Source organism: Pseudomonas graminis (assembly GCF_013201545.1).
Lineage (GTDB): Bacteria > Pseudomonadota > Gammaproteobacteria > Pseudomonadales > Pseudomonadaceae > Aquipseudomonas.
Genome location: NZ_CP053746.1, coordinates 4,365,149 through 4,390,772, shown reverse-complemented (window position 1 = coordinate 4,390,772; position 25,624 = coordinate 4,365,149). Strand labels below are relative to the sequence as shown.

The following is a 25,624-nucleotide window of genomic DNA, read 5'->3' as shown; positions in this document are numbered from 1 at the left end:
ACCCCAGCCACGTTCATTGCACGTTCATTGATAGACAAGGAAGGTCCAGGTGAGCATCAATCTCGACCAGGCATTGCAGACATTCATCGTCGAGGCCCACGAACTGTTGCAGGTCATGGAGCAATCCCTGCTGCAACTGGAAACCGAACCTGACGACCAGGATGCCATCGGTGCGATTTTTCGTGCCGCGCACACCATCAAGGGTTCGGCCGGCCTGTTCGGCCTGAACCCGGTGGTCAGCTTCACGCACATCGTTGAGGACGTACTCGACCGCCTGCGCGACGGCAGTGTGGCAGTCGACTCTCGGCTGATCGCGGTGCTGCTCAAGTGCGGCGATCATATGCTGGAGCTGATCAACGTTGTCGCCAGTCGCGGAGAGACGCTTGAGCCTGTGGCCCTGGAGCGTGAAGCGGCGTTGCGCGAGGCGTTGAGCAGCTATCAGGCGGCGCACCCTGTCCCCGATACCAGCGCTCAAAACACTGAAAAACGCGTTGATGGCGGCGCAGACACGTCCGCCGAGGTGCTCTGGCATATCTCCCTGCGCTTCGGAGTGGACGTATTTCGCAATGGCATGGACCCGCTTTCGTTCCTGCGCTACCTGGAAACCCTGGGGCAGATAACGCAGGTCACGACCCTCACCGACAGCCTTCCGGCACTGAACAGCTGGGACCCGGAAAGCTGCTATCTGGGTTTCGAGATCGACCTGCGCTCGACGGCCAGCCACGCCACCCTCAACGAAGTATTCGACTTTGTGCGGGATGACTGTGAGGTGCGCATCGAGTCCATCGATGAAGCGCCCCACAGCGCTGTGACCATCGGCAGCGAGTTGGTTGCTCAGGCAGAGCAGGGGCCACTGACGGCTTCGGTGCAGCGTCTGCCGGCGGCCAGTGAGCCGAAAGCCCGGGACGGCAACTACGTGCGCGTCAATGCCGACAAGCTCGACGAACTGATCAACCTGGTCGGCGAACTGGTGATAGCGAGCGCGGGTGCCAGCCTGTTGGCTCGTTCCTGTCACAACGACCCGCTGCAAGAGGCGACGTCGACGGTCTCGGGACTGGTGGAGGAGATCCTCGATGGCGCACTGCACTTGCGCATGATTCCCATCGGCGACACGTTTAACCGCTTCCGCCGCGTGGTTCGCGACATCAGTCAGGAGCTGGGCAAGGACATCGAGCTGAGCATCAGCGGTGCCGAAACCGAACTGGACAAGACCGTCGTCGAGAAAATCGGCGACCCCTTGATGCACCTGCTGCGCAACGCCATGGACCACGGCATCGAAAGCGCCGATGCCCGGCGCGCTGCCGGTAAGGCGGGGAAGGGCCATCTGAGCCTGAATGCCTACCACGACTCGGGAAGCATCGTCATCGAAATCGCCGACGACGGCAACGGACTCAACCGCGAACGAATCCTGGAGAAGGCTCAAGAGCGCGGACTGGTCGCCAGCGGTGCAGTGCTCTCCGATCAGGAGATCTACAACCTGATCTTCGAGCCGGGCTTCTCAACCGCCGAGGCGGTGACCAATCTGTCGGGCCGTGGCGTCGGCATGGACGTGGTCAAGCGCAACATCACGCTGCTGCGCGGCACCGTCGATCTGGACAGTCGCCCGGGGCAGGGCACCGTGGTGCGCATTCGTTTGCCGCTGACCCTGGCGATCATCAATGGCTTTCTGGTCGGCATCGATACATCCACCTACGTGATTCCGCTGGACATGGTTCAGGAATGCATCGAACTGGATGAACACCAGCGCCAGTCAAGCCGTGACAAGGGCTACCTGGACCTGCGTGGCGAGGTGTTGCCGCTGGTGGACCTGCGCGACCACTTCAGCCACGAAGGCAGCGCCGGCCGACGCCAGAATGTGGTGGTCGTGCGCTACGCCGAGCACAAGGCCGGGCTGGTCGTCGATGACCTGCTCGGAGAATTCCAGACCGTGATCAAACCGTTGGGCAAGTTGTTCGGCGCACTGCGCGGCATCAGCGGCTCGACCATATTGGGCAGTGGCGCGGTGGCGCTGATCCTCGACATACCGGCATTGCTCAATCAAATCGTACAACTGGAAGCCCGCACGACCCAGGCGCCTTATTCGCCGACCGTTGTCGCTCGCTGACGTATTTGCAACACCATGGAGGTTTCACGATGAAATGGTTCTACGATCTAAAGATTTCCACCAAGTTGATCAGCTCATTCCTGGTGGTCCTGGCCCTCACTGCCGCAATGGGCGTCTTCGCCATTCATCAGCTAGGGGGCGTCAATCAGGCTGCTCAGGACATCCGGGGTAACTGGATGCCCTCCATGCGCGCAGCGGCAGGCATGCGTTTTTTTGCCGCCAGCTATCGCCTGAAAGAAAATCGCTCCATCGGTACCGATGTCGCCGAAGAGAAGGCCCAGGCCGAGCGGGAAGCCACCGAAGCCCGCCAGCAGTTTGAAACCCGCATGGGCACCTATGAGAATCTGCTCTCGAACGAGGAAGATCGTCAGCTTCTGGCGGCAGCGAAAGGCGCTTGGGCTACCTACCTCGCAACCAGCAATCAGCTGTTCGAACTGTCCCGGCAGAACCAGGAGGACCAGGCGCGCAGCTTGCTCAGGGGTGAGTCGAAGGCGCGTTTCGAAGACTTGACCAACCGCCTGCAGAAAATGGTCGAGATCAATGACGCCGGCGCGACGGCTGCTGGTGACAAGGGCTCTGCGCTGTACGAAGGCGCCCGCTGGGCGATCATTGCGGCGCTGATCGCTGCGTTAGTGATCGGCCTGGGCCTGGCCGTGTTCATCGCGCGCATCATCTCGCGTCCGCTGAGACAAGCCGCCACCGCCGCCGAGCAATTGGCTGAAGGTAATCTCAGTACGCCCATCGAACCAGGGACGAAAGATGAAACCGGCATGGTGCTCAACGCCATGCGCAACATGGTCGGCAAGCTGGGACACATCATCGGCGAAGTGCGCAACGCCGCTGACAACCTCGCCAGCGCCTCCGAGCAGGTCAGCGCCACTGCGCAATCGATGAGCCAGGCGACCAGTGAACAGGCCGCCAGCGTCGAGGAAACCAGTGCCTCGATCGAGCAGATGAGCGCCAGCATCAACCAGAACACCGAAAACGCCAAAGTGACCGATGGCATGGCCAGCAAGGCCGCCAAGGAAGCCACCGAAGGTGGCGATTCGGTGCAGCAGACCGTCGTGGCGATGAAGAAAATCGCCCAGCGCATCAGCATCATCGATGACATCGCCTACCAGACCAACCTGCTGGCCCTCAACGCCGCTATCGAGGCCGCTCGGGCCGGTGAGCATGGCAAGGGTTTCGCGGTGGTCGCGGCCGAAGTGCGCAAGCTGGCCGAACGCAGCCAGGTCGCCGCCCAGGAAATCGGCGAGCTGTCTTCCAGCAGTGTCGACATGGCGGAAAAGGCCGGCAAGTTGCTCGGTGAGATGGTGCCGTCCATCAACAAGACCAGCGACCTGGTGCAGGAAATCAGCGCAGCCTCCGAGGAGCAGGCCGCCGGCGTCGCGCAGATCAATACGGCGATGACCCAGCTCAACCAGGTGACTCAGCAGAATGCGTCGAGCAGCGAGGAGCTGGCCGCCACCGCCGAAGAAATGAGCAGTCAGGCCGAACAGCTGCAACAGGCCATGAGTTTCTTCGTGCTTGATTCAACGCCCAGGCCCGCTGCCCAAAGCAGCAGCGTGGACAACGCCGGCAGCAAGCCTAGCCATCAGCCGCCACGGGTGAAACCGCAGCCGCCGCGCAAAGCGTTTGCGTACAGCATGGCCAGCGCCCCGGATGAATCGGAATTCACCCGCTTCTGATCACAAGCATCAATGCGGGATTACAGGGAGAACGACATGGGCGCAGTGACGACCACTCGGCAAACCGCGGTTGCGGTGGATGAGGACGCGCAGTACCTGACCTTCATGCTCGGCGGCGAAATGTTTGCCATCGGCATTCTGGGGATCAAGGAAATTATCGAATACGGCAGCCTGACCGTGGTGCCCATGATGCCCGCCTTTGTGCGCGGGGTGATCAATCTGCGCGGCGCGGTGGTGCCGGTGGTTGATCTGTCGGCGCGCTTCGGACGGGCCAACTCTGCAATCACCCGGCGCTCCTGCGTCATCATCATTGAGGCGAGCACCGACGAGGGGCAGGCGCAGGACATCGGTTTGCTGGTCGACACCGTGTCTGCGGTGCAGGAGATTCCGTCCACACAGATTGAGCCGCCGCCCAGCTTTGGCGCGCGTATTCGATCCGATTTCATCAGCGGCATGGCCAAGGTCGATGGCAAGTTCGTGATTGTGCTGGACGTGGACAACGTGCTGTCCATCGATGAGATGTCCAGCCTTGCCGAAGCCGGTCAGGCCCCGGCCCTTGATCTCGATCCACGTTGAGGCCCGAACATGGCAGACACCGCTACCATCGATGATCGTGAGTTCGGTCAGTTCCAGAGCTGGCTGTATCGCGCGGCCGGCATCAACCTGTCGCCCGCCAAAAAAGCACTCGTGGCAGGGCGCCTGTTCAAGCGCCTCAAGCATTACGAGCTGCAGAGCTACGGCGAGTACTTCAAGCTGATCATGAAGGACGAACGCAAGGGCGAACTGCAGGTTGCCCTGGATTTGCTGACCACCAACGAAACCTATTTCTTTCGCGAGCCCAAGCACTTCGACTTCCTGCGTCAGCAGGTGCTGCCCAAAGTCGCGCCGGGCAAGGTGTTTCGGGTATGGAGTGCAGCCAGTTCCTCGGGTGAAGAGCCCTACAGCCTGGCGATGACCCTGGCCGAAGGCCTGGGGACCACGCCCTGGGAAGTGGTCGGCTCGGACATCAGTACCCAAGTGCTGGCAAAAGCGCGCAGCGGCCACTACGCCATGGGGCGTGCCGAGACGTTGCCTCAGCCGCTGCTGGTCAAGTACTGCCTCAAAGGCATCGGTCGCCAGGAGGGCACCTTCCTGGTCGACAAGGCATTGCGCAGCCGCGTCAACTTTGTCCAGGTCAACCTCAACGAAGCGCTGCCCGCCCTGGGTGAGTTCGAGGTGATCTTCCTGCGCAATGTGATGATTTATTTCGACCAGCCAACCAAGACCCAGGTCGTCGCACGCATGCTGCCGCTGCTTAAACCGGGCGGCTACTTGATCATCAGTCACTCGGAAAGCCTCAACGGTGTTAACGACACCCTGAAGCTGGTGGCGCCCTCGATTTATCGCAAGCCATGAAAATGCCTGTCGGCGCCGCCGAAGTGGTATTGGCCCCGGGCCAGGTCAGTTTCGCGACGCGTCCGACGCGCTTGCGCACACTGCTCGGTTCCTGCGTCGCGATCACCTTCTGGCACCCGCAGCGGCTGATCGGCGGCATGTGTCACTTCATGCTGCCAGGACGCCTGCGTCACGATCTGCCGCTGGACGGCCGATATGGCGACGAGGCGCTGGAGTTGCTGCTTCGACACGCTCTTATCAACGGTACTCAGGTTCAGGATTACCAGATCAAGCTGTTCGGCGGCGGCAGGATGTTTCCCGATCAGCCGCGCGACCTGCGCACGCAAGATGTGGCCAGCTTGAATATTCGCGCAGCGCTGGACCTGGCCGAACGTTACCACCTGCACCTGACGGCTCAGGACATGGGCAGCACCGGTCACCGCACGATCATGTTCGACCTGTGGAACGGCAACGTCTGGGTTCGGCACCAACCAATGGGAACACTTCAACACGATGCCTACCAAAAAAATCAGCGTTCTGCTGGTCGATGACTCGGCCGTGGTCCGCCAGGTGCTGATGGCCATCCTCAGCGACACCCCCGACATCCATGTCATGGGCGCGGCGTCCGACCCGATTTTCGCCATGGACAAGCTCGCCCGGGAATGGCCCGATGTGATCGTGCTGGACGTGGAAATGCCACGGATGGACGGGATCACCTTTCTCAAGAAAATCATGAGCGAGCGTCCGACGCCGGTCGTGATCTGTTCCTCACTGACCCAGAAAGGCGCCGAAACCTCCCTGCAGGCGTTGTCGGCAGGGGCTGTGGAAATCATCACCAAGCCCACGACCGGATTGAAGAATTTCCTGATCGAATCGGCGGCAGAGCTCGTTGCAGCGATACGTGCTGCTGCACATTCCAACGTCAGAAACCTAGGAAAGCGCAGCGCCAGCCCGGCGCCGTTAGCCGCGCCGGCAGGGAAGCTGACTGCCGATGCCATCCTGCCGGCCGCCAGTGGCCACGCCATGGCACAGACGACCGAACGCATCGTCGCCATCGGCACCTCCACCGGTGGGACCCAGGCGCTGGAAGCAGTGCTCAAGGCTCTGCCGAGGGTGTGCCCGGGCATTGTGATCGTGCAGCACATGCCCGAGAAGTTCACGGCCTCCTTTGCCGAGCGGCTCAATAGCATCTGTGCGATCGAGGTGCGCGAAGCACGTAACAACGACCGCATCCTGCCCGGCCTGGCGCTGATAGCGCCCGGTGGCAAGCACCTGATGGTCACCCGCAGTGGCGCTTATTACCACGCGCAGGTCATCGACGGGCCGCAGGTGAATCGCCATCGACCTTCAGTGGATGTGCTGTTTCGGTCGGTGGCCAAGTTCGCCGGCAAGAACGCCACCGGGATTATCATGACCGGCATGGGCGACGACGGCGCCCGCGGTCTCAAGGAGATGCTCGACGCCGGCGCCGCCACCGTGGCCCAGGATGAGGCGAGCTGCGTGGTGTTCGGCATGCCCAAGGAGGCCATCAAGCTCAACGCTGCCCAGCGGATCATGCCGCTGGAGCATATCCATCAGGCGATACTGAACGGCTAGCCTGGCCGCCGGCCTTCAGCTTCCGGCCAGGCAATGAACGATCACGATCGCTCTTTCATGGGCAGACGCTTGACCGAGTACGCCCGCTTCTCGTCCTCGGAGTTGTAGTAGACGTTCTGCGTCGTGCTGAGGCTGTTATGGCGCAGATCGACTTGCAGATCCTTCATGTCCCGGTGCGGCGCGTCGAAGGTGGCCGAGGTGTGCCGCAGCCAGTGCAAGGATGCAGCGCGCAGACGGCCGACGTCTTCATCGGGCCAGTGCTCGGCTTGCATACGCTGCAGCGCGCGATCAAACACCTCCTGCAGCAGCACGCGGATATGCCGGTCCGATAGCCCGGCGCGACCGCGCTGAGTGGCGATCAGCGGCGTGCTTTCACGGAAGCCGGGCAGGGGAGAAAGACCCTGATGCAGGCGCCAGCGCTTGAGGTAGTTTTCGACATAATCGTCGCGCACGCTGATCTTGCCGGCTTTATTGCCTTTGCCCACTACGTGGTACCACCAGTTGCCGGCGCTGTCCTTGCGCAGATCGCCCATGGTCGGTTTCCAGTTATCGCGACCCACCAGATCGGACACCCGCAGGTACATGGCAAAGATCGTCGCCACGATAAACAGCGTGCGTTCGTACTTGGTGTCTTCGGCGGCCAGCAATTCGGCGGTTTCCAGCACGAAATCCCACTGCAGCGAGGTCAGGATGCGCGTGTCCTGGTTATCGGTGTTGCGCTCCTTGTATTTGCTCTTTTGCTTCACCGCGCGAAAAGGGTTCTGCTCACAGAAACCTTCGTCGATCGCGTGCTGGAAAAAACTGCCGCATACGGCGAAGATCTGCGCGATAGAGCCTTGGGCCAGCCGGTAAGTGTCCTGGAGGGCGGGCCGGTTTTCTTCCTGCGCGCGCTTGCGTTCTTCCTTGGCGACGGTCTGGCTGAACGGCCGCCAATCAGGGTTGAGCGCGTAGGTGTCCGTCGCGGTTTTCTTGCGTGCACCCAGGCGGGTGAAGCGGGATTTGACCACCGGACCGACCCAGGCGGGGTCAGGCGCCAGGCAAAATTCCATGAAGCCCTCGGCCTGGGTGCGCCGCATGGCGAGGAGGGGCGTTCTGGATTTGAGCATTGTCCAAAGCAGCAATCGCTCGACGTGGGTGCGGTAGGAATTAAACGTGGATTCATTGCCGGCGTAGGATTTTAGAAAGCTGCGCACGGCGCGGTAGCCTTCGATGGCCTGAGTCTCGGCGGGGAACTGCTCGAGATATTCACGGATCGCGGGAAGCTCTTCCTTTAAGGAGCTGAAGTTGAGCTCGCCAAACTTCGCGTAGGTTTCGAACAAGGGATGAGGTGACGAGGGCGCGGGCATGGGAATTCGCTTGGTGGCAACGCGGAAGGTGCCGGCATGATCATGCAGGACAGGCCCAGATGCAATATCCGGGTCTGACAGTTATCGGATATTGCATTTTTGCGTCGGGGTGTGTTAGCGGGGTTCTCTGGTCACCCTAGGGTTTGTGAACTCTTTTATGCCTTCCGGGCAATTCAAGTGACGTTTGCGTGTGCAGGTAGGTGTATTTCGCGACTTTTGGGCCAGTTTCGACGCCCAGGGGCAGCGATTTGTTGGGCTATCCAGTGGCTTCTGCGGGCGCACTGATACTCTGCTGCCTGTTACGCGGCTGGAGTGACGGTTCATTGGGGCGTCCTTGCACTGACTTGAGCCGGCTGTGTCGGAGGATCGGCTTCGAAGCCTGGGCCTCATGAAGTCGCCGTTCAAGCTCCCGGTGGTCAGGCGCTCGCGGTCAGCTGGATGTCGGCGAGCTGAATTGTCGTGAATCTCCGGATCTGCGTCTGTGGCAGATCGTCTGTCGTGCATATCACTGGCGCTGGTCAGGTATCGACATCCTCGTGACTTGGGGATCAGGTATCGATGCTGATGTGGATGTGGATGTGGATGTTGGCATGGCTTACGAGATGTTCGCTGTGGATTCGGAGGCTGCGCTGGATTCAAGGGTGCGCGGTAGGTAAGCGGCGATTGAGCTTGTTGGATCATTGAGCTCGGCGTGAACGGTGAGCTGTGATCATCGAAAGTGAGCGTTGGGTTTGATGTCTGTGACAGAGGGTCATGAAATGCAGAAGCGCCACGTTCGATTAGCTGGGACACTGGGCCAAATGCGTAACATGGTGTTACGCATAATGTATATTATGTTAAATTATGTGTCGGCGTGCAGGTTCTTTGTAACCGCATTCATCAATCCATAGCCCATCGCTTCCCTATCACAAAACCTGAGCTAGTTGCCGGATCGCACCGCCTGGCAAGTTACGCCGATAATCGCCGATGCGACCCGGAGATCCTGATGCCCAGCACAGGCAGCCCTCGCAATAAATGAACAACAGCTGAATTAACAGCGGCGTGTTTCATGCTAGCTGTACATAAAAACACACAAGCGGTTGCAGGAACTGAACGCTCAACGTTGCAACCGCGGCCAGGGTGTAGGACGGTGCGCCCAGCGAATTGGCAAAGTCGACGTAGTAACTCGATGCCGAGCGCGCATTCAATTGCGCATAGAAGCCCGCGGCCTGGCGGTATTCAAGCTCGGCCTGATAGGCCTGACGCGGCAGGCCGGGCAGGACTGAGCGCGTCGGGGGCAGGCAGGTCCAGACTAAACGGGGACGCCCCTATCGGAACGTCCCTTTCTCCTCACTCAGCGGCGAAAGAGACGGTCCAGAATCAGCAGAGTAATTCCACCAATGGCAACTGCAGCGACTGGTTTCTCTTTAACAAACGCAGAGATGCTGTCCATCGCATCGCCATAGGCTTGGGTCAACTGACCAGAAGCCTGGCGACCGGTACCTTCCGCCTCCAGCTTAGAATCACCAAACAGTTTCCCAACTGCGCTCTGTGCTTTGCCGGCAACCTGCTCTACAACGCCTTCTACCTGTTCGCTCTTCATGATTCACCAAACCTTCGTGTGTGAGTGACCCAGGATCAGCCTGGGATTGGCGCAACGTGCGCAGAATTAGGGGCCAGGGGCAGTGATTAGTTCAGCGACGATCAGCCTCCGGGCTCCTGCGCATGACGGCTAACCGATTCTGCGCCTGTAACCGCCATGTGCTTAGACGTCCCAAGTGCTCGCCTCGCCAAACCATCAAGCCAACGCTGACAACCATTTAGAACCACGGTGCGCCACAAGAGTCTGTCCTTACACACCCTTAAGCCTCATCGAGAATTTCATGATCATCGTTCATCATCTCAACAATTCCCGTTCGCAGCGCATCCTCTGGCTACTCGAGGAGCTCGCCCTTCCCTACGAGATCAAGCACTACCAACGAGACCCCAAAACCAACCTGGCGCCCCCAGAGCTGAAAGCCATAAACCCGCTGGGGAAATCACCGGTGATTCAGGATGGCCCTCATGTACTGATCGAGTCCGGCGCTATCGTCGATTATCTGATCCGCCGCCACGGCAACGGCCGTTTGCAACCTGACCCGGCCACCGCAACCTACGACGAATACGTGCAGTGGCTTCATTTCGCAGAAGGGTCGGCCATGCTGCCGCTGATGCTGAGTCTTTATGTCGGGCGCCTTGGGGAAGCTGGCAAGCCGCTGCAGCCGCGAATCGAATCTGAACTGGCCAACTATCTGGGGTATCTGGAAACCGCATTGAAACTTACCCCGTACTTGTTGGGCGAAGAAATCAGCGGCGCGGACATCCAGATGAGCTTTATTGGCGAGTTTGCAAAGTCCCAAGGCATGCTGCACGACTACCCTGGCCTCTCCGCGTGGATCGACCGGTTCCAGGCGCGGCCGGCCTATATCAGTGCGGTAGAAAAAGGCGGTGATTACAAGTTCGCAAGCTGAGTACTAAACACGCAGGCTTGCTAGCCCCGCCCTGGAAAGCGTCTCCAGACGCTTCATAGCCCACGTCAGGGCGCAATCGCAGTCATAAAAAAGCCGTCTCACGACGGCTGTTTCAGCTTAACCAGGTCATTTAACCAACCAGTTCTCAACCTCGTCGCCGAACTGGCCTTTCCAGGCTTTCAAAAGCTTGTGGTTGCCGCCTTTGGTTTCTACGACCTCACCTGTCAACGGGTTTTTATAAACCTTCATCGCTCGGGCCTTACGTGTTTTTTTCTCGGCAGCCACTGGAGCAGACTGCCGACCGCTGGGTCCCTGAGGATCGAGAATGCCGACTATCTCTTTCAAGCTGAAGCCGTACTCACCGAGGAGGTCACGCAGTTTGGTTTCAAATTCGATTTCTTTCTTCAAGCCGCTATCATTTTTCAGGGTTTCAAGTTCGGCGAGCTGGGCGGCGAGCTGCTGTTCAAGTTTGCGGAATTCAGCAAGGCGGGACATTTAAATCTCCAAGGTCGTTTTGATATGGCCGATGTTAGCCGAACGCCGGTCATCAGTCATTCGCCTGGTTTCCCTAATCACTCCGCCGAACGGCGGGCGCCGCAACAGTAATATCGCCCGGCTGGCTTGCCAAGACTGTTTTGTCAGCGCGGCATCGCTAAACCGCTAGGCGATGGTTTGAACTCCTGCAACTACGTTGCGGCGGCCGTGGGTAGCGACGCAGCACGCACACTTGAATCAGACTCTGCAAACCTGCTCCTCTCAAGGATTAATCACATGTTCCAGACCGTCTTGCTTCGCGATCACATGGACCATAGCGACACATTTGCATCGTGGCTGCATGAACAGTTCGCGTATGAATTCGTCGCCCAGGCGCTCCCTGATTGGCAGCGCGAATTCAAAGCTGGCCAGAACGACGGTAACTGGCGAACCGTGATCGCTCTGGAAAATGGCCAACTGCTCGGAGGGGCTGCCCTGGCCAAGGACGACTCGCCCGATCACCCAGCACTCGGACCATGGCTTGCGTGCGTTCTTGTTGCACCGTTGGCAAGACAGCGTGGCGTGGCCGAACGACTCATTGCAGAGATTTGCTCCACAGCAAAAGGAATCGGACATCAGAAACTGTATTTGCACACACATGACCGACGTGACTATTACGCAAAGCGAGGATGGGAGTATCTAGAATCATTTCATGCCTGGGGCAAAGAGCATTCGCTTATGCAGCGCTTGCTTTAGGCTTTCCCTGCAACAATGTTTTCCCGTCATAGGCGTCGGTCATTCAGGTCATTGGGGCGATCTGAATCGCCCCGGATTTAATAGACACCTCGAATGAGATTGAAGATGTGTCTAAGTGTTATCCCTTCGGGTAAAGTGTCGCCGCCCGATAATTGGATTCGGGCTATAGTCAATGGAGTTTTACGTGAAGTCCTTTAGCAAAATCATCGCTTCTGCAGTGTGTGGTCTGGTTCTGGCGGGTTGCACCGGCACCGCCATGAAGACTCAGCAATATGACAGGAGCCAGTACACCGTCGTTGGCCATAGCGAGGCAAGCGCGACTGGCCTGATGCTTTTCGGCCTGATCCCGATTCGTCAGAACGACCGTTTTGTCCGCGCTCAGAGTTACGCCATCCAGGCCAAAGGTGGCGATGCGCTGATCAATACTCAAGTGCAGGAAAAGTGGTTCTGGGCTTGGGTTCTGAATGGCTATACCACGACTGTATCCGGTGACGTGATCAAACTGAAAGCCGCTCAATAAGTAGCCTTCGGTTTAAGAAAGCCCGGTTCGCCGGGCCTTTCTGTTTCTGGGGGTAGGAATGTTGGGTGCCGGACAGGTGTAGTTTGCCTATTTCTTCCGGTTCGAGATTCCTTACTCCCGGGCTAGCGACATGGAAGTTTTGCGGTCCGTCTGTGGACGGCTTAATCCTTGATGCCCACCCTCTCCTACCGATGATCTGTTCCCGGCGGTGCGCGAAAAATGCTGTGCACTCTGACGACTGCAACTGCTGACACTGCAAATAACCAGGCGTTTGTAACGGCCGTAGTCATCAGTCAATAGCAGGTTTGGTTGGCAGCACCGATCAGGCACTTGCTGCTAAGGGGCTGGAGCGGCGGGTCGTCTTGTCAGTGCCCATTTTCAACAATTCTGAGTATTCAGTACGGTAGGTTTTCGATCCTGCCTGGCGAAAAGTCCGTCAATACAACGCTAGAAGCCGCATCGCAGAGCCATTGCGGCTGTCTGCCGTTCGTCACCCCCGACCAATCTCTTTGAACGATGCCCGGCAAGGGTCTACTAAATCAGGCGTCTACCAACGCAACCCGTATTCAATCTTCAGGAGAACCAATGAAAGCCATTATCTACAACGGTCCTCACGACGTCAGCGTTCAAAACGTTCCTGATGCCAGAATCGAAAAAGCCACAGATGTACTGGTCCGCATTACCACGACCAATATCTGCGGCTCTGATTTGCACATGTATGAAGGTCGCACCAGCTTTGAAACAGGCCGGATTCTGGGCCACGAGAACATGGGCGAAGTGATTGAAGTGGGCGCTGCAGTTGACCGCGTCAAGGTGGGCGACATGGTCTGCCTGCCGTTCAACATCGGCTGTGGCTTCTGCGAAAATTGCGAGCGCGGCCTGACCGGCTATTGCCTGACTGTCAACCCTGGCAGTGCCGGCGGCGCTTATGGTTTTGCGGAAATGGGCCCTTACGAGGGTGGCCAGGCTGAGCTGCTGCGCGTCCCGTATGGCGACTTCAACTGCCTGGTCTTGCCCGAAGACGCTAAAGAGAAAGAAGACGACTACGTCATGCTGTCGGACATCCTCCCAACCGGCTGGCACGCGACTGAATTGTCCGGCTTGCTGCCGGGTGAAAGCATCGCCATCTATGGCGCAGGCCCGGTCGGATTGATGGCGGCCCACGCGGCGATGATCAAAGGTGCGTCGCAGGTGTTTGTCGTCGACAGCCATCCAGACCGTCTGGCACTGGCGGCCAAGCTGGGCGCCACGCCGATTAACACTTCCGAAACCCAGGCGGTCGATCAGATTCTGAATCTGACCCACGGCAAAGGCACTGACCGTGGCTGCGAATGTGTGGGTTATCAGTGCTGCGACAAGCATGGCCATGAAGCGAATCACGAAACCATGAACAACCTGGTCGCCACCACCAAGCCAACCGGCGGTATTGGCGTCGTGGGCGTATTCGTGCCGCAAGACCCGAACGCTGCAAGCGATCTGGCCAAAGAAGGCAAAATGGCCTTCGATTTCGGCTCCTTCTGGTTCAAGGGCCAGCAGATCCGTACCGGTCAGGCTAACGTCAAGGCGTACAACCGTCGCCTTGCCGAGCTGATTCATCATGACCGTGCCAAGCCGTCGCACATCATTTCCCACAGCTTGAAGTTGTCCGAAGGTCCAGAGGCCTACAAGCAATTTGACGCGCGGGCTGATGGCTGGACCAAAGTCGTGCTCAAGCCTTCGGCGTAATTCTCCCGCAGGATGGTTGAGGCGCCGTGAGACTGGCGCCTGAACATTGCTTCACGGGTGATCCGTGCCGAAGCGCTCGCTTTGACCCGGATCACCTATGCACATGATGGGCAATGAAACGGGCGCCGGCAGGCCCAACACATGTCCCGGATATGCCCCCTCCTTCGCTGATCGCGTAACGCGCCACAACCAGGCGTCCGCAGCTCACTACCGCCATCAAGGCTTTCCTTCCGTTATGGATATCCCGAGCGTGCTTGATTCGGAGGCAGCGGGATATGCCCTGCGCGGTACGAAAACTGCATTATCTGCACCACTCGCCAATTAGATGACGCCTGACATGACGCTTGCTCGATTTTTTTCCACAAGATTGACACCCAAAGCGCTGTCCAACTCCCTGATAGGTTTTATTGCGTTAGTCTGTTTACTTTTGATTCTTGCTACCGTCTGGCAGATTCAGCAATCGGCAAATGAGCGAGTGGATGCTGCGAAAGTTTCTGTCTCGAACATCGTCATTGCCGCCGAACAGTTAGCGCGTGACACGATGCTGCAAGCCGATAACACGTTGCAAGATATCGCCGAGCGTGTGGCCCATGACGGGATCGGTGCTGAACAGCAAAGCCGCATGACGACGTTGTTAGCTCGGCAGGTCGAACGCATTGACGGACTTCAGGGGCTGTTCATATTCGATGCGAAAGGCAATTGGGTTGCAAATTCTTTCTCTCAGGGTGTCCAGACCAAAAATAATAGTGACCGCGACTACTTCATTTTTCATCGGGATAACACCACCCAGGCCATCCACATCGGTTCTATCGTTCAGAGCAGAACCACCGGGGATCTGATCATCCCCATCAGCCGCCGCATTGAATCTCCTGACGGATCCTTTGCGGGCGTAGCGCTCGCCACTATTCCCGTTTCCTATTTTCAAAACTTTTTCAGTCGGGTAGATATCAACAACGACGGGGTCATCTTCCTCGCCCTCGACAAAGGTGAATTGCTCGCGCGGCGCCCAACCGTGACTGCGCTGATGACAACCAATCTTTCAAAGGGAGAGATTTTCACTCGCTATCTTCCCCACAGTGATAGCGGCACTGCGATTATCAAGTCGGTGGTAGATGGCGTAGAGAGGATATATGCCTATCGTCGTCTATCGGGCCTGCCCATCATCGCGGCGGCGGGGATCTCCTATCAGCAAGTGTTCGCACCCTGGTGGTCATATGTTGCACAGTCTTTGGCCGTTCTCGGCGTGATCATTTTGGCGCTGGCGTTGCTGGGCGGATTACTGTACCGCCAGATCCAGCAGCTGCTTATCGCGGAACGCGAACTTAATGCGGCGCAGAACAAACTGGAAATCATTGCAATGACAGACAGTTTGACGTCATTAGCCAACAGACGAAGTTACGACAGTGCTCTTAAAAAAGAATGGGCTCGCGCGCTCAGAAACCAGTCCAGTCTTGCCGTGATCCTGTTGGACATAGACTGGTTCAAACAATATAACGATCATTACGGCCACTTGCTCGGCGATGACTGCCTGGTTGAAGTCGCTGCTCTCATTGCCAGAAATGTCAGCAGGCCATTCGACATAGCCGCCCGTTACGGTGGGGAGGAGTTTGTCATATTGCTTCCTGAAACGGAGCTGGCGGGTGCGATTGTGGTGGCTGAAAAAGTACGGCTGTCCATTGAGCAAGCACGGATCCAACATTCAGCTAGCGCTCTGGGCATAGTCACAATCAGCGCTGGCGTCGTTGCGGTCTACCCGACTGACAAAAATAGCCACAGGGGTAGCATGGCCGAAGCTGATCGTCTCCTGTACTGCGCAAAGATAAAAGGGCGCAACTGCATAGAAGCCGCTGCATTCCACCGCGACCCATCGGTGATTTGCCACTAACTAACAGTGTGAATGGAAACGGGCCAGAACCCTACCCTCCGAGATGCCCCACCCCCCGCTGTCACGACACCGCGCTGCGCTGAGTGCCGTCACAGAGAAAGAACTTTGGATATCTCCGAGACCACCTGCCTCGTCGCATCCCCGATCAGCCCCTCATTCCGACACAAAACCCAGCCGTTATCCGATACCGCTCGCTCAAACGCCTCAGTGCAAGCCGCGTGTTCCTCCAGCGTATGAATCACTGTACTGCTCAACCCACGCCGTCGTGCCGCTGCCCTCCCCCATGAAACCTCTGCCGCAGTGACGACCCCGACGTGCAAGTCCGGCACGCGTACCCTCCTGTCAATGTTCAGCTGCAGGATCTCTGCAAACGGGACTGTCCGCCGAAACGCCGCGTCAGACGGGTACCAGCGGTCGATCAGGATGATGCTGTCAGGGGGTTGTTGAGTCAGCACGTGCCGGGTTATCCAGGCACGGCTGTCGGCAAGGCGTACGCACACCTCCAGCTCCAGCCGGCGGCCGGGATGTCTGACGAGTTCGTTGACGAGGGCCATTGTTTCACCCCGATGGGGATCGCTCTTACGCTCGCAGAGGCGGATCACTTTCTTGTCGGCGGCCCTCAGCGATTGGGTGACGGCCTCCAGCAAGGTGGTTTTGCCCACGCCCTTCGGCCCATCCAGGGAAACAAACAGCGGACGGTTTGTCTTCACCCAGCGAGGGCGTCGTCGATGGCCGCTGTCAGCCGTGGATCATCCGCCGTCACGTCCGGCGCGAAGCGACCGATGACGTTGCCGTCACGGCCGATCAGGAACTTCTCGAAATTCCACAGCACTTCGGTGCCTGCGCCGCTTTCGATGCCGTAGCCCTTGAGGCGTTCACGGAACGGGCCGTCGCCGGTGGCAGCGGGCTGTGCGGCGGTCAGTTCGCGGTATAACGGATGGGTGTCGTCGCCGGCGACCGAGATTTTCGAAAACAGCGGGAAATGGACATCGTAGGTGGTGGAGCAAAACGACTGAATGTCGCTGTCGCTGCCAGGCTCCTGCTCCTTGAAGTTGTTGGCCGGAAAGCCGAGCACTTCGAGCCCGGCCTCCTTCTTGCTCTGATACAGGCGTTCAAGCCCTTCGTATTGAGGCGTCAGGCCGCATTTGGACGCCACGTTCACCACCAGCAGCACTTTGCCTTGGTACTGGCCCAGTCTGGCGGGTGTGCCGTCGATTTGCGTGAGCGGAATGTCGTACAGAGAATCAGTCATGGGTCGTTCCTGTGTGCTGTTGAGTGGTGATGGGCTCACCGTCCCCGGTCGGCCCGCAGTGACACCTTAAAGCGTACGGCTGATGATTTCCTCTACAAAACCGTTGTCGATCGTGCAACTTGATCCGGATGGCAGACCTGCTTGCCTCACCGCTGAACAGACCAGGACCGCAGCAACGCGGAAACTTCCTCCGCTCTGACCGGCGGACTCAACAGATACCCCTGAACAAATGGACACTCCATTTCCTTCAGTCGATGCAGCTGAGCCAGCGATTCGACACCTTCAGCCGTGATATCGAGGTTCAATGTCCTGCCCAGGGAAAGGATGCTCCTGACGATGGCGTCGCTGCGGTCAAACGCCATCATTCTCGACACAAACGAGCGGTCGATTTTGATGGCATCCAGTGGATAGCGATCGATGTACCCGAGCGAACTGTAGCCGGTGCCAAAGTCATCCAGCGCAATGCGGATGTTCAACCGACGCAATGCCTCAAGGACCTTCGCGATGGCGTCGGGCTGGTGAAGGAACACTGATTCGGTGATTTCTATTTGCAAGTCTTCCGCGGCCATACCGGCGGCGGCCAGGACGCCTTCGACCTGGGCTATATAACCCGGGCGATTCAGTTCGATACCGGACACATTCACGTTCAGGTGCAACTGCAACCACGGGAATTCCTGCTTCCAGCGCTGAAGTTCCTGACACGCCTGAGTCATGACCCAATGGCCGAGCTCATGTATCACGCCGATGTCCTCCGCCACAGGAATGAACACATCCGGGGGCACGTTACCGAGGTCGGCGTGCAGCCATCTGACCAGCGCCTCAACGCCGCTGATTTCACCTGTTTTCACGTTATAAATAGGTTGATAAACAACGTAGAACTCATTGCGAACGACAGCTTTTTTCAGTGCGCTTTGCATGATCAGTGCATCGACAGCGTTTTTGCGCATGGACGGGGCAAAGGTTGCCCAACGTCCCCTTCCCTGCTTTTTCGCCGCGTACATGGCGACATCGGCATCCCGCAACAGATCCTCCGGTGATGCATGGGAAGCGTCGGCGGTGACGATGCCCAGGCTGCACGAGGTAAAGATGTCCCGGCCATCGATCATCACCGGCAAGCTGAGCTGGCTGACGACGTGTTGAGCGATCTCGACGGCATCCGCGGCGGAGGAGCCCTGCGCAAGCAGAATCGCAAATTCGTCGCCACCCACCCGGGCGAACACATCACCGTCGCGAACGCAACGCTCAAGGCGCCGCGCCACCACCTTGAGCAAATGATCGCCGGCGGTGTGCCCAAGGCTGTCATTCACAAACTTGAAACGGTCCAGATCCAGAAACAGCACAGTGGCTGCCGGCATGGGCCGAACGTCATCGGTGTTAAACAGGTTCAGTAACCGGGACATGAGATACGCGCGGTTGTGCAGAGAGGTCAGGTCATCGTGGAACGCGGCATAGGACAATTCCTGCTCGATGCGCTCGCGCTCCAGCAGCCGCGTTTCCAGTGCAATCTTGGCGTCCCTGTCCGCCTGGGCCTGTCGAACGAGCAGCTCGGCTTCTTTGCGTTCACTGATGTCACGCTGCACCGAGACCCAGTGGGTAAACCATCCGCGCTCGTTGGCCACGGGGACGATGCTCAACTGCACCCAGAATTTGCTGCCGTCCTTGCGCACGTTGATCAGTTCGACTTCCACCGGGTGCCACTGGGTCAAGGCATCGCGGATCTGATCCAGCGCTTCCCGACTGGTTTCGGCTGATTGAAGAATACGCGGCGTCATGCCGATGACGTCCGAAGCATCAAACCCGGTGGTCGCCAGGAAGGCAGGGTTGCAATACACGATCCTCGGCCCTGGTTGATCGATGGGCTCTGCTTCGGTGATGAGAATGGCGTCTTTGGCGTTCACCACAACGGATTCCAGCAATCGCAGGCGCTCGATCATCGGGTTGTCCGATGAAGCAGGTTTCCCGACTTTCGCTTGCATGAGCCTGCCGAAGAGTGCGCCGTGGGTCTGCAACGCATACACCTGCGCCGGGCTCAGGTGCCGTTGCGGGTCATTGCCGGCCACCAGCATCACCCCGAGCAAATTGCCGTCGCCCCCCCGCACCGCGACGCCGACGAGAAATCCGTCGCAAAAATGCATGAACCGGTGAAACATCATCGGAAAACTGCGTCCCGCCACTTCACTGATGATGGTCAGGTTTTCGTGAACCAGCGCCTCGCGCAAAAAGGCCTCGGTCTGAACATCGACCGTCAAGACTTCCTGCGCGCCGTAGCTGGCGAGGATCGCCCAATGCCCTTCTACGCCACCTACCAGCATTGCGCTTGAGCAGTCAGCGGAATGAACCGCGGCCTGGGTCAACAGGTTCATTGCATCCCGGCCCGGGGTGTTGACGTCATCGTGCATTGGGTCTCCTGCTACACGCTGGAACAAGGTCGCAAAGCAGGCAAAGTATCACTGCGCCAGCATTCCTGCAGCGCGCTGATAAAAAAATGTCGGTAGCAGCGCCGGGGTCTTGCGCTTGAAGGACGTGTCACGCTTGCCACGTGAATGTTTCGGTCAGTGTGTCATTCATCAGTTAGAGCAAGTTCTTCGATCAACGGTACGAACCTATGTGGGAAGATGGCAGTCTGACATCACAATTCCCTTTCTGGCCCAGTGAGGCCTGACATGAATGATCTGCACCGCCGCAACCCTTGTCGCCTGCCTGTATTGCTAATGATCGCAGTGTCTACTGTGATTGGCCTGTCCGTCCTGTGGGAATTCAAGCTCGAAGGCTGGGTCATGCACTGGCTCGCTCTGCCGTACGACGCTGATTTTGAAGACGCCGAAAGGTGGCGTTTCGTCCTGACCTCGACCGGATTTTCGCTGATTTCACTGATCGTCCCGACCATTCTGCTCAGACGCCTGATTGCCAACGCCCAGTCGAGCTTCCGTCGACTGAAGCAGGCGCAGGCGCAGACAGAAACCCTGGCCACCTATGACTCGCTGAGCGGTCTCGTCAATCGACGTATTTTCATGAACATGGTGCGCAATCAGCTCGGTTTGCGGCGGCCTGCGGCGGTCATGCTCATTGATCTTGACCATTTCAAGGCCGTCAATGATCAGCACGGTCACGCAGCCGGCGACCTTGTGCTATTCGAGATAGCCCGCAGGCTGGAATCCATCGCCGACGATAACGGCGGGGTGGCGGTGCGTCTGGGCGGTGATGAGTTTTGCCTGCTGTTTCTCAACTTCAAACACCAGACTGAGCTGTGCCAGATCGCCGAGGCCGTGGTCGTTCAGCTCAGTGCGCCGTTGTCTTCCGCGGTCGAGCCCTCGGCACTGGGCGCCACCATCGGCATTTCGCGGTCATGGACAGATGCCCAAGAGGCATCGGCCTTGCTGCACTGCGCTGATACGGCAATGTACCGGGGCAAGAAAAGCGGGCGCTCGACCTTCAACTTCTATGACAGCGAATACGAACGGCAGCGCCGGGCCCAGGCCGACCTCGAACTGTCGCTGAAGCGGGCGGTTGAAGAAGACGAAATCGTGCCCTACTTTCAGCCGATCGTGGCGCTCCCTTCGCAGGAGGTCGTGGGTTTCGAGGTGCTCGCACGCTGGTTGAAACCCGACGGCAGCACCAGCACGCCGGCGGAGTTCATCCCTGTGCTCGAGCGCCTGGGGCTGATCCCCGTCATGACCCGCTCGCTGATCAGGCAAGCCTGTCGCGCCGCCAACCGCTGGGACGACCGCTTGCGCCTCTCAATGAATGTCAGCGCGACCATGGTCACCGACGTGCTGTTTCCCGATCAGTTGCTGAACCAGCTGCGGGAAGAACACTTTGCGTTTCATCGCTTCGAAGTCGAAATCACCGAGGAGGCCCTTGTCGGCAATCTCGACGCGGCACAGCGGAACCTGAGCAAGTTGCATGATCACGGCATTACGGTCGCGCTGGACGACTTCGGCATCGGCTACTCGAGTCTTTATCACCTGACCCGCCTCTCGATCGACAAGATCAAAATAGACCGGTCGTTCTTTGAACCCGGGCAGACCGATCACTTGCCCATGGTCGAAGCGATTCTGGGCATGGCCCGCAGCCTGAAAATGCAAGTCACGGCCGAAGGGGTCGAGGAATTTCACCTGCCTCATCTGCCGTCGTGGCTGGCGAACAGCGGATGCAATTACGCCCAGGGCTACCTTTATGGTCGTCCGAAGCCGGCCTCGAGCCTGTTCTGCTACACGCATTCGTCTTTTGTGCAGCAAGCATGCTGAGGATTCGCGAGCATTTCCCGTGTCGACATCGTCCGCCCGCGCGACTTGGTCATGGGGCTCAGTCATCGCGGCTCGAAATGCACTGAACGCTGAACCCGGCACTGACTCCAAACCTTGCCCCGACGCTCACGGCCACCGTGCCGCGTCGGCAGGCATTCGAATCATCTGCCAGCTCAAGGAATTCCCATGACCGATCCACGTAACGTCGCCCACGACAAAAAAGTGCAGCAAGAGAAAAAGAACCACGGCGAAGAAGTCGCGCCGGATGCCGTGCACGCCCCCCAGCCAGGCATGAAGCCTGCGCTCAAGCACGACGATGATGAGACCGAGCAAGACGAACAGGCGTGAATCAGGCACTGACCTGAGCTGAGATCCAGCGTCTGGCGGCGCTGACGAACGTCAGCCGCCGCCGCACGGTCCCCCGCCCGCCCCCCAATCCTGGGAATTCCGCACCACCCAAGCCACGCGAATCCGCGTCCCTGCAAGCCGTCACGTCAATTTTCGGCAGGTCAGATTTCCGCAGGCAGGCCCGCTCAACTGCTCGCCCGTTTCCAGACTGAACACCGAGAAGTGCAGCGGACAGGCGATCGTCCGTCGGTTGTGATTGACCGTCCCATGCTCCAGCCAGCCCTCGCGGTGCGGGCACAGACTGGGCACTTCGTAGAGGTCCTCCCCGGCCTGAATCACGAAGGTCGCCGGCCTCACTGCCACTTCCCCTTCGTCAAGCATGGGCAACGCCCTCGCCGATTTTGATCGACTGAGCCTTGTACACCGCCTGATCGAACGCATGGTTGGTGATCAACCGCCCCATGCAGATGCCTTGCCAGGCATTGGCGTGGTTCAGTTGCTTGTCGTTGTCCATCGCTTTGAGCAGCCGCTGACCTTCAAGGGCATGGAAGACGTCGATGTGCACATGTTCGCTGTAATAGGTGTGGGCTTTGATCCCGAGCCTGTCGCACAGCGTGGTGTAGCAACCGAAGAAGAACGGCACCACCGTCTCGAAGTAAGTGATGACGCCAGCGAAATATGACGGATCCTGGGCACGCATGGTCAGCCAGCAGAACATGTTGGGAAAGGTGCAGCCTGCCTCGGCGTTCGCCTGAATATTGCTTTCCAGATCCGTCGGCATGCCCAGTTCATCCAGCAGCACCTGATAGAGCGTGGTGTGCGAACGCTTGATGTTCCCCGAGCCGAATTCGTCGATCATCATCCGCAGCATGGGCATCTGGGCCTCAAGGCTCAGACGCGGCATGAGGTGATAAAACACCTGGGCTTCGGTGAGACCGTCGAGGGCGAACTCCTGCACGAGGATCTTGAATTCGTCCAGGCTCATATGTTCGGCCACATAGCGCGCCGTCTCCGGCTCTTCTGCCTTGTCGTGTTCCACCAGCGCCGCGAGCATGGCGCGCAGTTCGCCCAGATTGGCTGGCTGCTGCTCGGTCATGCTGTCGCGGATCGCAGCGTCAAGCCATTGCTGCTCAAAGTCCAGCAGCTCGGCGGGGATGGGCTGAAGCGTCTCGATCAGTGCCCGGTTTGCGCGAAACAGCGATTTCTGGGAAACGATCATCTGGCGTACTCCGCACTGACTGGCTCGAGAGCAACGCGCTCGTGAGCATTATGTTTCTGTGTCGTGAGCGACGAACGCAGGACCCCGCGGGCCGCCAGTTCGCGCTTCACGTGTGCGTACCAGTCATCCTCACCCAGGCAGAATGTGTCATTCAGCCGGGCCACGATGGCTGCAACGTCTGGCTGCTGTGCGAGGCAGGCCACCCGGCACAGGGCCGGCTCGAGGTTGGCAAGGGAGACAACGTTTCCATCGCTGATCAACGCGCCGGCCAGTTCCCGCTCCCAGCCGATGAAGTAATCCACGCCCTCCCCCCGAATGCGGTCGATCTGCGCCTGCGTCCGCGCCTGGCTCGGCGAGTCCTTGAGGCCGGTCACACGCTCCAGCCGAGCAATCTTCAACAGCGTATCGAAGCTCTTTTCATTACCCGACAGCGCCGATTCGTTGTAGACCAGCAGGTCCAGCGGGGTGCGGCTGTGAATCGCCTGGTAATGGGCCAGAATTTGCGCCTGACTGATGCCGGGGGCAAAGGGTGACGTCACGATGATTTCCCTGGCGCCAAGCTTGCGCGCCCGTTCGGCCCGTTCAATTACCTCCTCAGTGGTGGGGAGCTCAATGCCCGCCACAACGCGATGGGTGTCCCCGGCAAACTCGAGGGTGTACGTGAGCATGTCGGTCCACTGCGCGGCGGACAGATTCCAGCCTTCGCCTGAGGTCAGACACGGGATGAACCCGTCAACCAGCGGCCCGCAGGCATGAACGAGCTGCTTCACGCTTTGCCGGCAGACCCTCGCGTCGGCGTCGAGTGGCGTCACCAGGGGCACCAGCACTTGGTGTCTAGACATGCTGGTAATCCTCCTCGGCAATGACCAGCTCAAGGGAGGCGTTGTACAGCCGCTGCAACCCGTCGGGAAACCCATGGACGCCGGACGCGGCGTCGAATGAGGCCAGGTGCGGTTTCAGCGCTGCGCAGTTCTGGTAGTCGCGGTCATGGGTGTAGAACAGGCAATCGGCCTCAAGCACCTGCGCCGCCTGCAGGCGCTTTTCCGCAGACAGCCCGGCCAACGCCGGGCTGCTGGCCGCCCGGGTCAGCGCTGCGTCGCTGTAGCCCGCGCGCAGAATGTTCATGTCGGAGTGCAGGACATCCATAAAGGGGTAGTAAACGTCCTGAAGCTCGCGGGCTTTCTTCCAGATAATGGCATCGCAGACGCCAATCTGGCTGAAGCTCATGCGCACTTCGCTGTGATAGCGCCGGGTGAAAAACCCCAGCGACTTGGCGCGGATGTCGGCATTTTGGTGATGCATGCCCATGAATACCGTCGCATCAATCATCGGCGCCTCTTCAAGCATCGTAAGCCTCCAGCGCCTGGCGGATAACCTGCAGAGCCTCTTCGAAAGCGTCAGGGTCACGGGCCAGGGCCAGGCGCACAAAAGAGCGGCCTTGCTCCGGATGGCTCCAGAAGAAATAGCGACCGGGCAAGACGTAGGCCTGATGGGTCAGCAGGTAGGCTTGCAGGTCATCGCCCGAGAGGTCATCGCGCTGGATTTCAAACCAGGCGACGCTGGTTTCAATGGCCGGTTCTACGTAGCGCAGCATCGTGCCTTCAAGGTATTCGCGTGCCACCTTGCGGTTGGTCTGCAGCACGTCGCGAACGGAGGCAAAGCCATCGGCTTCGCTGTCGTTGATGTACTCGGTGACGACTTGAAGAATGAAGGGTGAAACGTTGAGCAGCACGCTGGTGACGATGCTGTAGATCTCCGGGTTCAAGCGGCGACTGCTCATCAATGTCGCGCATTTCGTGTCCTGCAGCGGCCAGGTTTTGCCGGTGTCTTCCATCACCAGGTAGTCGGTGCCGATCTCATCGAGGATCGCGTAGGCGTCGACGCGCTGACCGCCGGTTACCTTCAGAAACGAGGCGAAGCAGAAGTCCAGAATCAGGATCTTGTCGTGATCGCGGCAGTACTTCGCGACTTCGATAAAGGTTTCCGGGCCCTCGGCGAACATGGACGTGCCGGTCGGGTTGTTCGGGTCCACCAGAAAGATCGCGTCGACCGACGATGCGGTTTTCTCCAGCAGCCGGTAGACCTGGGTAGGGTCAGCCAGGATCGCCTCCGGCAGCGGGGTCATCGGCACTTCCATGTGCTTGAGCAGATCGTGCAGGTTGTCGAAGCAGGGTTCGATCAGGGCGACGCTCATGTCGTGCTTGCGCAGAAAGGTGGCGGTGATGTGCATCGCCACCGAGGCGGCGTACACCAGGTAAATCTCATCGCTGCGCTTGAGCGCATGGTGCTGACCGTGAAACTGAAAAAATGCCTTGATGAACGCTTGCTCGCTCTCGTATTGGGTCAGCGTCTGCGCGCGTTGCCACAACTGGGGGAGCTTTCGGACGATGTCGGCCTGGGTGCGGCTCTGGTTCTGGTGGGTGTGGGCATCGGCAAGATTGTGCCGGGTTTTGAGGGCGGTAATTTCGTGCTGAGTAATGTCTTCCAGGACACGTGCTTCATGCGTACTGACGGGCTGGGCAGAGAACGTCATGAGGGATCCCTCTCATTGTGGGTTTGTTATCAGGGCTGCCCGGCAATCATTCTGTATTCCTTTTCGCC

The 25,624-nt window shown here is 58.8% G+C and carries 24 protein-coding genes; 13 read left to right on the top strand and 11 right to left on the bottom strand.

What is annotated here, in order from left to right:
* Positions 1-49: 49 nt before the first annotated feature.
* Genes FX982_RS19785 through FX982_RS19760 form a run of 6 tightly spaced genes read left to right on the top strand, consistent with a single transcriptional unit; the run spans position 50 to position 6,762 of the window.
* Positions 50-2,104 (top strand): chemotaxis protein CheA, encoded by a 2,055-nt coding sequence (locus FX982_RS19785; protein WP_172612182.1) that lies wholly within the window; start codon positions 50-52, stop codon positions 2,102-2,104.
* A gap of 29 nt (positions 2,105-2,133) precedes the next feature.
* A complete protein-coding gene (locus FX982_RS19780) occupies positions 2,134-3,792 on the top strand; it encodes a methyl-accepting chemotaxis protein (protein WP_172612181.1) in 1,659 nt (552 codons plus the stop codon).
* Positions 3,793-3,828: 36 nt separating this feature from the next.
* A complete protein-coding gene (locus tag FX982_RS19775) occupies positions 3,829-4,368 on the top strand; it encodes a chemotaxis protein CheW (protein WP_172612180.1) in 540 nt (179 codons plus the stop codon).
* A gap of 9 nt (positions 4,369-4,377) precedes the next feature.
* Positions 4,378-5,187 (top strand): CheR family methyltransferase, encoded by an 810-nt coding sequence (locus tag FX982_RS19770; RefSeq protein WP_172612179.1) that lies wholly within the window; start codon positions 4,378-4,380, stop codon positions 5,185-5,187.
* Complete coding sequence (gene cheD, locus FX982_RS19765) at positions 5,184-5,717, top strand: chemoreceptor glutamine deamidase CheD (protein WP_172612178.1); 534 nt, start codon at positions 5,184-5,186, stop codon at positions 5,715-5,717. Before FX982_RS19770 ends, cheD begins: the two co-directional genes overlap by 4 nt.
* Positions 5,680-6,762 carry a protein-glutamate methylesterase/protein-glutamine glutaminase gene (locus FX982_RS19760; RefSeq protein ID WP_172612177.1) on the top strand — a complete coding sequence of 361 codons (1,083 nt, stop codon included), beginning with the start codon at positions 5,680-5,682 and terminating at the stop codon, positions 6,760-6,762. Before cheD ends, FX982_RS19760 begins: the two co-directional genes overlap by 38 nt.
* A gap of 41 nt (positions 6,763-6,803) precedes the next feature.
* Here the strand turns inward: FX982_RS19760 and FX982_RS19755 are convergent, their stop codons facing one another.
* Both FX982_RS19755 and FX982_RS19750 read right to left on the bottom strand, forming a co-directional pair.
* Entirely contained in the window at positions 6,804-8,108 is a 1,305-nt protein-coding gene (locus tag FX982_RS19755) for a tyrosine-type recombinase/integrase (protein WP_172612176.1), read from the bottom strand.
* Positions 8,109-9,441: 1,333 nt separating this feature from the next.
* Positions 9,442-9,690, bottom strand: a complete 249-nt coding sequence (locus tag FX982_RS19750) for a CsbD family protein (protein WP_172612175.1) — start codon at positions 9,688-9,690, stop codon at positions 9,442-9,444.
* 280 nt (positions 9,691-9,970) lie between these two features.
* Between FX982_RS19750 and FX982_RS19745 the strand changes: the two genes are divergently transcribed.
* Entirely contained in the window at positions 9,971-10,597 is a 627-nt protein-coding gene (locus FX982_RS19745) for a glutathione S-transferase family protein (protein WP_172612174.1), read from the top strand.
* A gap of 126 nt (positions 10,598-10,723) precedes the next feature.
* Here FX982_RS19745 and FX982_RS19740 read toward each other — a convergent pair whose 3' ends face one another.
* Positions 10,724-11,092: a histone-like nucleoid-structuring protein, MvaT/MvaU family gene (locus FX982_RS19740; RefSeq protein ID WP_172612173.1), complete on the bottom strand. Its 369-nt coding sequence runs from the start codon at positions 11,090-11,092 to the stop codon at positions 10,724-10,726.
* A gap of 276 nt (positions 11,093-11,368) precedes the next feature.
* Here FX982_RS19740 and FX982_RS19735 point away from each other — a divergent pair, with 276 nt between their 5' ends.
* The 4 genes from FX982_RS19735 (at position 11,369) to FX982_RS19720 (ending at position 15,957) form a co-directional block, all read left to right on the top strand.
* A complete protein-coding gene (locus FX982_RS19735) occupies positions 11,369-11,827 on the top strand; it encodes a GNAT family N-acetyltransferase (protein WP_172612172.1) in 459 nt (152 codons plus the stop codon).
* 184 nt (positions 11,828-12,011) lie between these two features.
* Entirely contained in the window at positions 12,012-12,347 is a 336-nt protein-coding gene (locus FX982_RS19730; RefSeq protein ID WP_122537078.1) for a hypothetical protein, read from the top strand.
* 585 nt (positions 12,348-12,932) lie between these two features.
* Positions 12,933-14,072 (top strand): glutathione-independent formaldehyde dehydrogenase, encoded by a 1,140-nt coding sequence (locus FX982_RS19725; protein ID WP_172612171.1) that lies wholly within the window; start codon positions 12,933-12,935, stop codon positions 14,070-14,072.
* 337 nt (positions 14,073-14,409) lie between these two features.
* Positions 14,410-15,957, top strand: a complete 1,548-nt coding sequence (locus tag FX982_RS19720; protein ID WP_172612170.1) for a sensor domain-containing diguanylate cyclase — start codon at positions 14,410-14,412, stop codon at positions 15,955-15,957.
* Between the two features lie 89 nt (positions 15,958-16,046).
* On the opposite strand, the gene FX982_RS19715 is transcribed toward FX982_RS19720, so the two are convergent.
* The 3 genes from FX982_RS19715 to FX982_RS19705 all read right to left on the bottom strand — a co-directional run bounded on the left by FX982_RS19715 (position 16,047) and on the right by FX982_RS19705 (position 19,608).
* A complete protein-coding gene (locus FX982_RS19715; protein ID WP_172612169.1) occupies positions 16,047-16,667 on the bottom strand; it encodes a dTMP kinase in 621 nt (206 codons plus the stop codon).
* The gene (locus FX982_RS19710) at positions 16,664-17,209 is read right to left on the bottom strand and encodes a glutathione peroxidase (RefSeq protein ID WP_172612168.1); all 546 of its coding nucleotides are present in this window, start codon (positions 17,207-17,209) and stop codon (positions 16,664-16,666) included. The genes FX982_RS19715 and FX982_RS19710 overlap by 4 nt, the downstream gene beginning before the upstream one ends.
* Before the next feature lie 146 nt (positions 17,210-17,355).
* Positions 17,356-19,608, bottom strand: a complete 2,253-nt coding sequence (locus FX982_RS19705; protein ID WP_254074830.1) for a putative bifunctional diguanylate cyclase/phosphodiesterase — start codon at positions 19,606-19,608, stop codon at positions 17,356-17,358.
* Positions 19,609-19,872: 264 nt separating this feature from the next.
* Here FX982_RS19705 and FX982_RS19700 point away from each other — a divergent pair, with 264 nt between their 5' ends.
* Positions 19,873-21,456 carry a putative bifunctional diguanylate cyclase/phosphodiesterase gene (locus tag FX982_RS19700; RefSeq protein ID WP_172612167.1) on the top strand — a complete coding sequence of 528 codons (1,584 nt, stop codon included), beginning with the start codon at positions 19,873-19,875 and terminating at the stop codon, positions 21,454-21,456.
* Positions 21,457-21,642: 186 nt separating this feature from the next.
* Positions 21,643-21,804, top strand: a complete 162-nt coding sequence (locus tag FX982_RS19695; protein ID WP_172612166.1) for a hypothetical protein — start codon at positions 21,643-21,645, stop codon at positions 21,802-21,804.
* Positions 21,805-21,945: 141 nt separating this feature from the next.
* Here the strand turns inward: FX982_RS19695 and FX982_RS19690 are convergent, their stop codons facing one another.
* Genes FX982_RS19690 through FX982_RS19670 form a run of 5 tightly spaced genes read right to left on the bottom strand, consistent with a single transcriptional unit; the run spans position 21,946 to position 25,556 of the window.
* A complete protein-coding gene (locus FX982_RS19690; protein ID WP_172612165.1) occupies positions 21,946-22,185 on the bottom strand; it encodes a Rieske (2Fe-2S) protein in 240 nt (79 codons plus the stop codon).
* Complete coding sequence (locus FX982_RS19685) at positions 22,178-23,023, bottom strand: iron-containing redox enzyme family protein (protein WP_172612164.1); 846 nt, start codon at positions 23,021-23,023, stop codon at positions 22,178-22,180. Before FX982_RS19685 ends, FX982_RS19690 begins: the two co-directional genes overlap by 8 nt.
* Positions 23,020-23,865 (bottom strand): dihydrodipicolinate synthase family protein, encoded by an 846-nt coding sequence (locus FX982_RS19680; protein WP_172612163.1) that lies wholly within the window; start codon positions 23,863-23,865, stop codon positions 23,020-23,022. Before FX982_RS19680 ends, FX982_RS19685 begins: the two co-directional genes overlap by 4 nt.
* Positions 23,858-24,370, bottom strand: a complete 513-nt coding sequence (locus FX982_RS19675; RefSeq protein ID WP_172612162.1) for a DUF6190 family protein — start codon at positions 24,368-24,370, stop codon at positions 23,858-23,860. Before FX982_RS19675 ends, FX982_RS19680 begins: the two co-directional genes overlap by 8 nt.
* The gene (locus FX982_RS19670) at positions 24,363-25,556 is read right to left on the bottom strand and encodes a pyridoxal phosphate-dependent aminotransferase (protein ID WP_172612161.1); all 1,194 of its coding nucleotides are present in this window, start codon (positions 25,554-25,556) and stop codon (positions 24,363-24,365) included. The genes FX982_RS19675 and FX982_RS19670 overlap by 8 nt, the downstream gene beginning before the upstream one ends.
* Positions 25,557-25,624 lie beyond the last annotated feature (68 nt).

Coding starts and splice junctions, on each gene's coding strand:
- FX982_RS19675 (WP_172612162.1), bottom strand. CDS start 24,370: ATGCTTGAAGAGGCGCCGATGATTGATGCGACGGTATTCATGGGCATG.
- FX982_RS19755 (WP_172612176.1), bottom strand. CDS start 8,108: ATGCCCGCGCCCTCGTCACCTCATCCCTTGTTCGAAACCTACGCGAAG.
- FX982_RS19710 (WP_172612168.1), bottom strand. CDS start 17,209: ATGACTGATTCTCTGTACGACATTCCGCTCACGCAAATCGACGGCACA.
- FX982_RS19745 (WP_172612174.1), top strand. CDS start 9,971: ATGATCATCGTTCATCATCTCAACAATTCCCGTTCGCAGCGCATCCTC.
- FX982_RS19750 (WP_172612175.1), bottom strand. CDS start 9,690: ATGAAGAGCGAACAGGTAGAAGGCGTTGTAGAGCAGGTTGCCGGCAAA.
- FX982_RS19770 (WP_172612179.1), top strand. CDS start 4,378: ATGGCAGACACCGCTACCATCGATGATCGTGAGTTCGGTCAGTTCCAG.
- FX982_RS19670 (WP_172612161.1), bottom strand. CDS start 25,556: ATGACGTTCTCTGCCCAGCCCGTCAGTACGCATGAAGCACGTGTCCTG.
- FX982_RS19695 (WP_172612166.1), top strand. CDS start 21,643: ATGACCGATCCACGTAACGTCGCCCACGACAAAAAAGTGCAGCAAGAG.
- FX982_RS19740 (WP_172612173.1), bottom strand. CDS start 11,092: ATGTCCCGCCTTGCTGAATTCCGCAAACTTGAACAGCAGCTCGCCGCC.
- cheD (WP_172612178.1), top strand. CDS start 5,184: ATGAAAATGCCTGTCGGCGCCGCCGAAGTGGTATTGGCCCCGGGCCAG.
- FX982_RS19680 (WP_172612163.1), bottom strand. CDS start 23,865: ATGTCTAGACACCAAGTGCTGGTGCCCCTGGTGACGCCACTCGACGCC.
- FX982_RS19700 (WP_172612167.1), top strand. CDS start 19,873: ATGAATGATCTGCACCGCCGCAACCCTTGTCGCCTGCCTGTATTGCTA.
- FX982_RS19775 (WP_172612180.1), top strand. CDS start 3,829: ATGGGCGCAGTGACGACCACTCGGCAAACCGCGGTTGCGGTGGATGAG.
- FX982_RS19705 (WP_254074830.1), bottom strand. CDS start 19,608: ATGCACGATGACGTCAACACCCCGGGCCGGGATGCAATGAACCTGTTG.
- FX982_RS19685 (WP_172612164.1), bottom strand. CDS start 23,023: ATGATCGTTTCCCAGAAATCGCTGTTTCGCGCAAACCGGGCACTGATC.
- FX982_RS19720 (WP_172612170.1), top strand. CDS start 14,410: ATGACGCTTGCTCGATTTTTTTCCACAAGATTGACACCCAAAGCGCTG.
- FX982_RS19725 (WP_172612171.1), top strand. CDS start 12,933: ATGAAAGCCATTATCTACAACGGTCCTCACGACGTCAGCGTTCAAAAC.
- FX982_RS19760 (WP_172612177.1), top strand. CDS start 5,680: ATGCCTACCAAAAAAATCAGCGTTCTGCTGGTCGATGACTCGGCCGTG.
- FX982_RS19780 (WP_172612181.1), top strand. CDS start 2,134: ATGAAATGGTTCTACGATCTAAAGATTTCCACCAAGTTGATCAGCTCA.
- FX982_RS19735 (WP_172612172.1), top strand. CDS start 11,369: ATGTTCCAGACCGTCTTGCTTCGCGATCACATGGACCATAGCGACACA.
- FX982_RS19690 (WP_172612165.1), bottom strand. CDS start 22,185: ATGCTTGACGAAGGGGAAGTGGCAGTGAGGCCGGCGACCTTCGTGATT.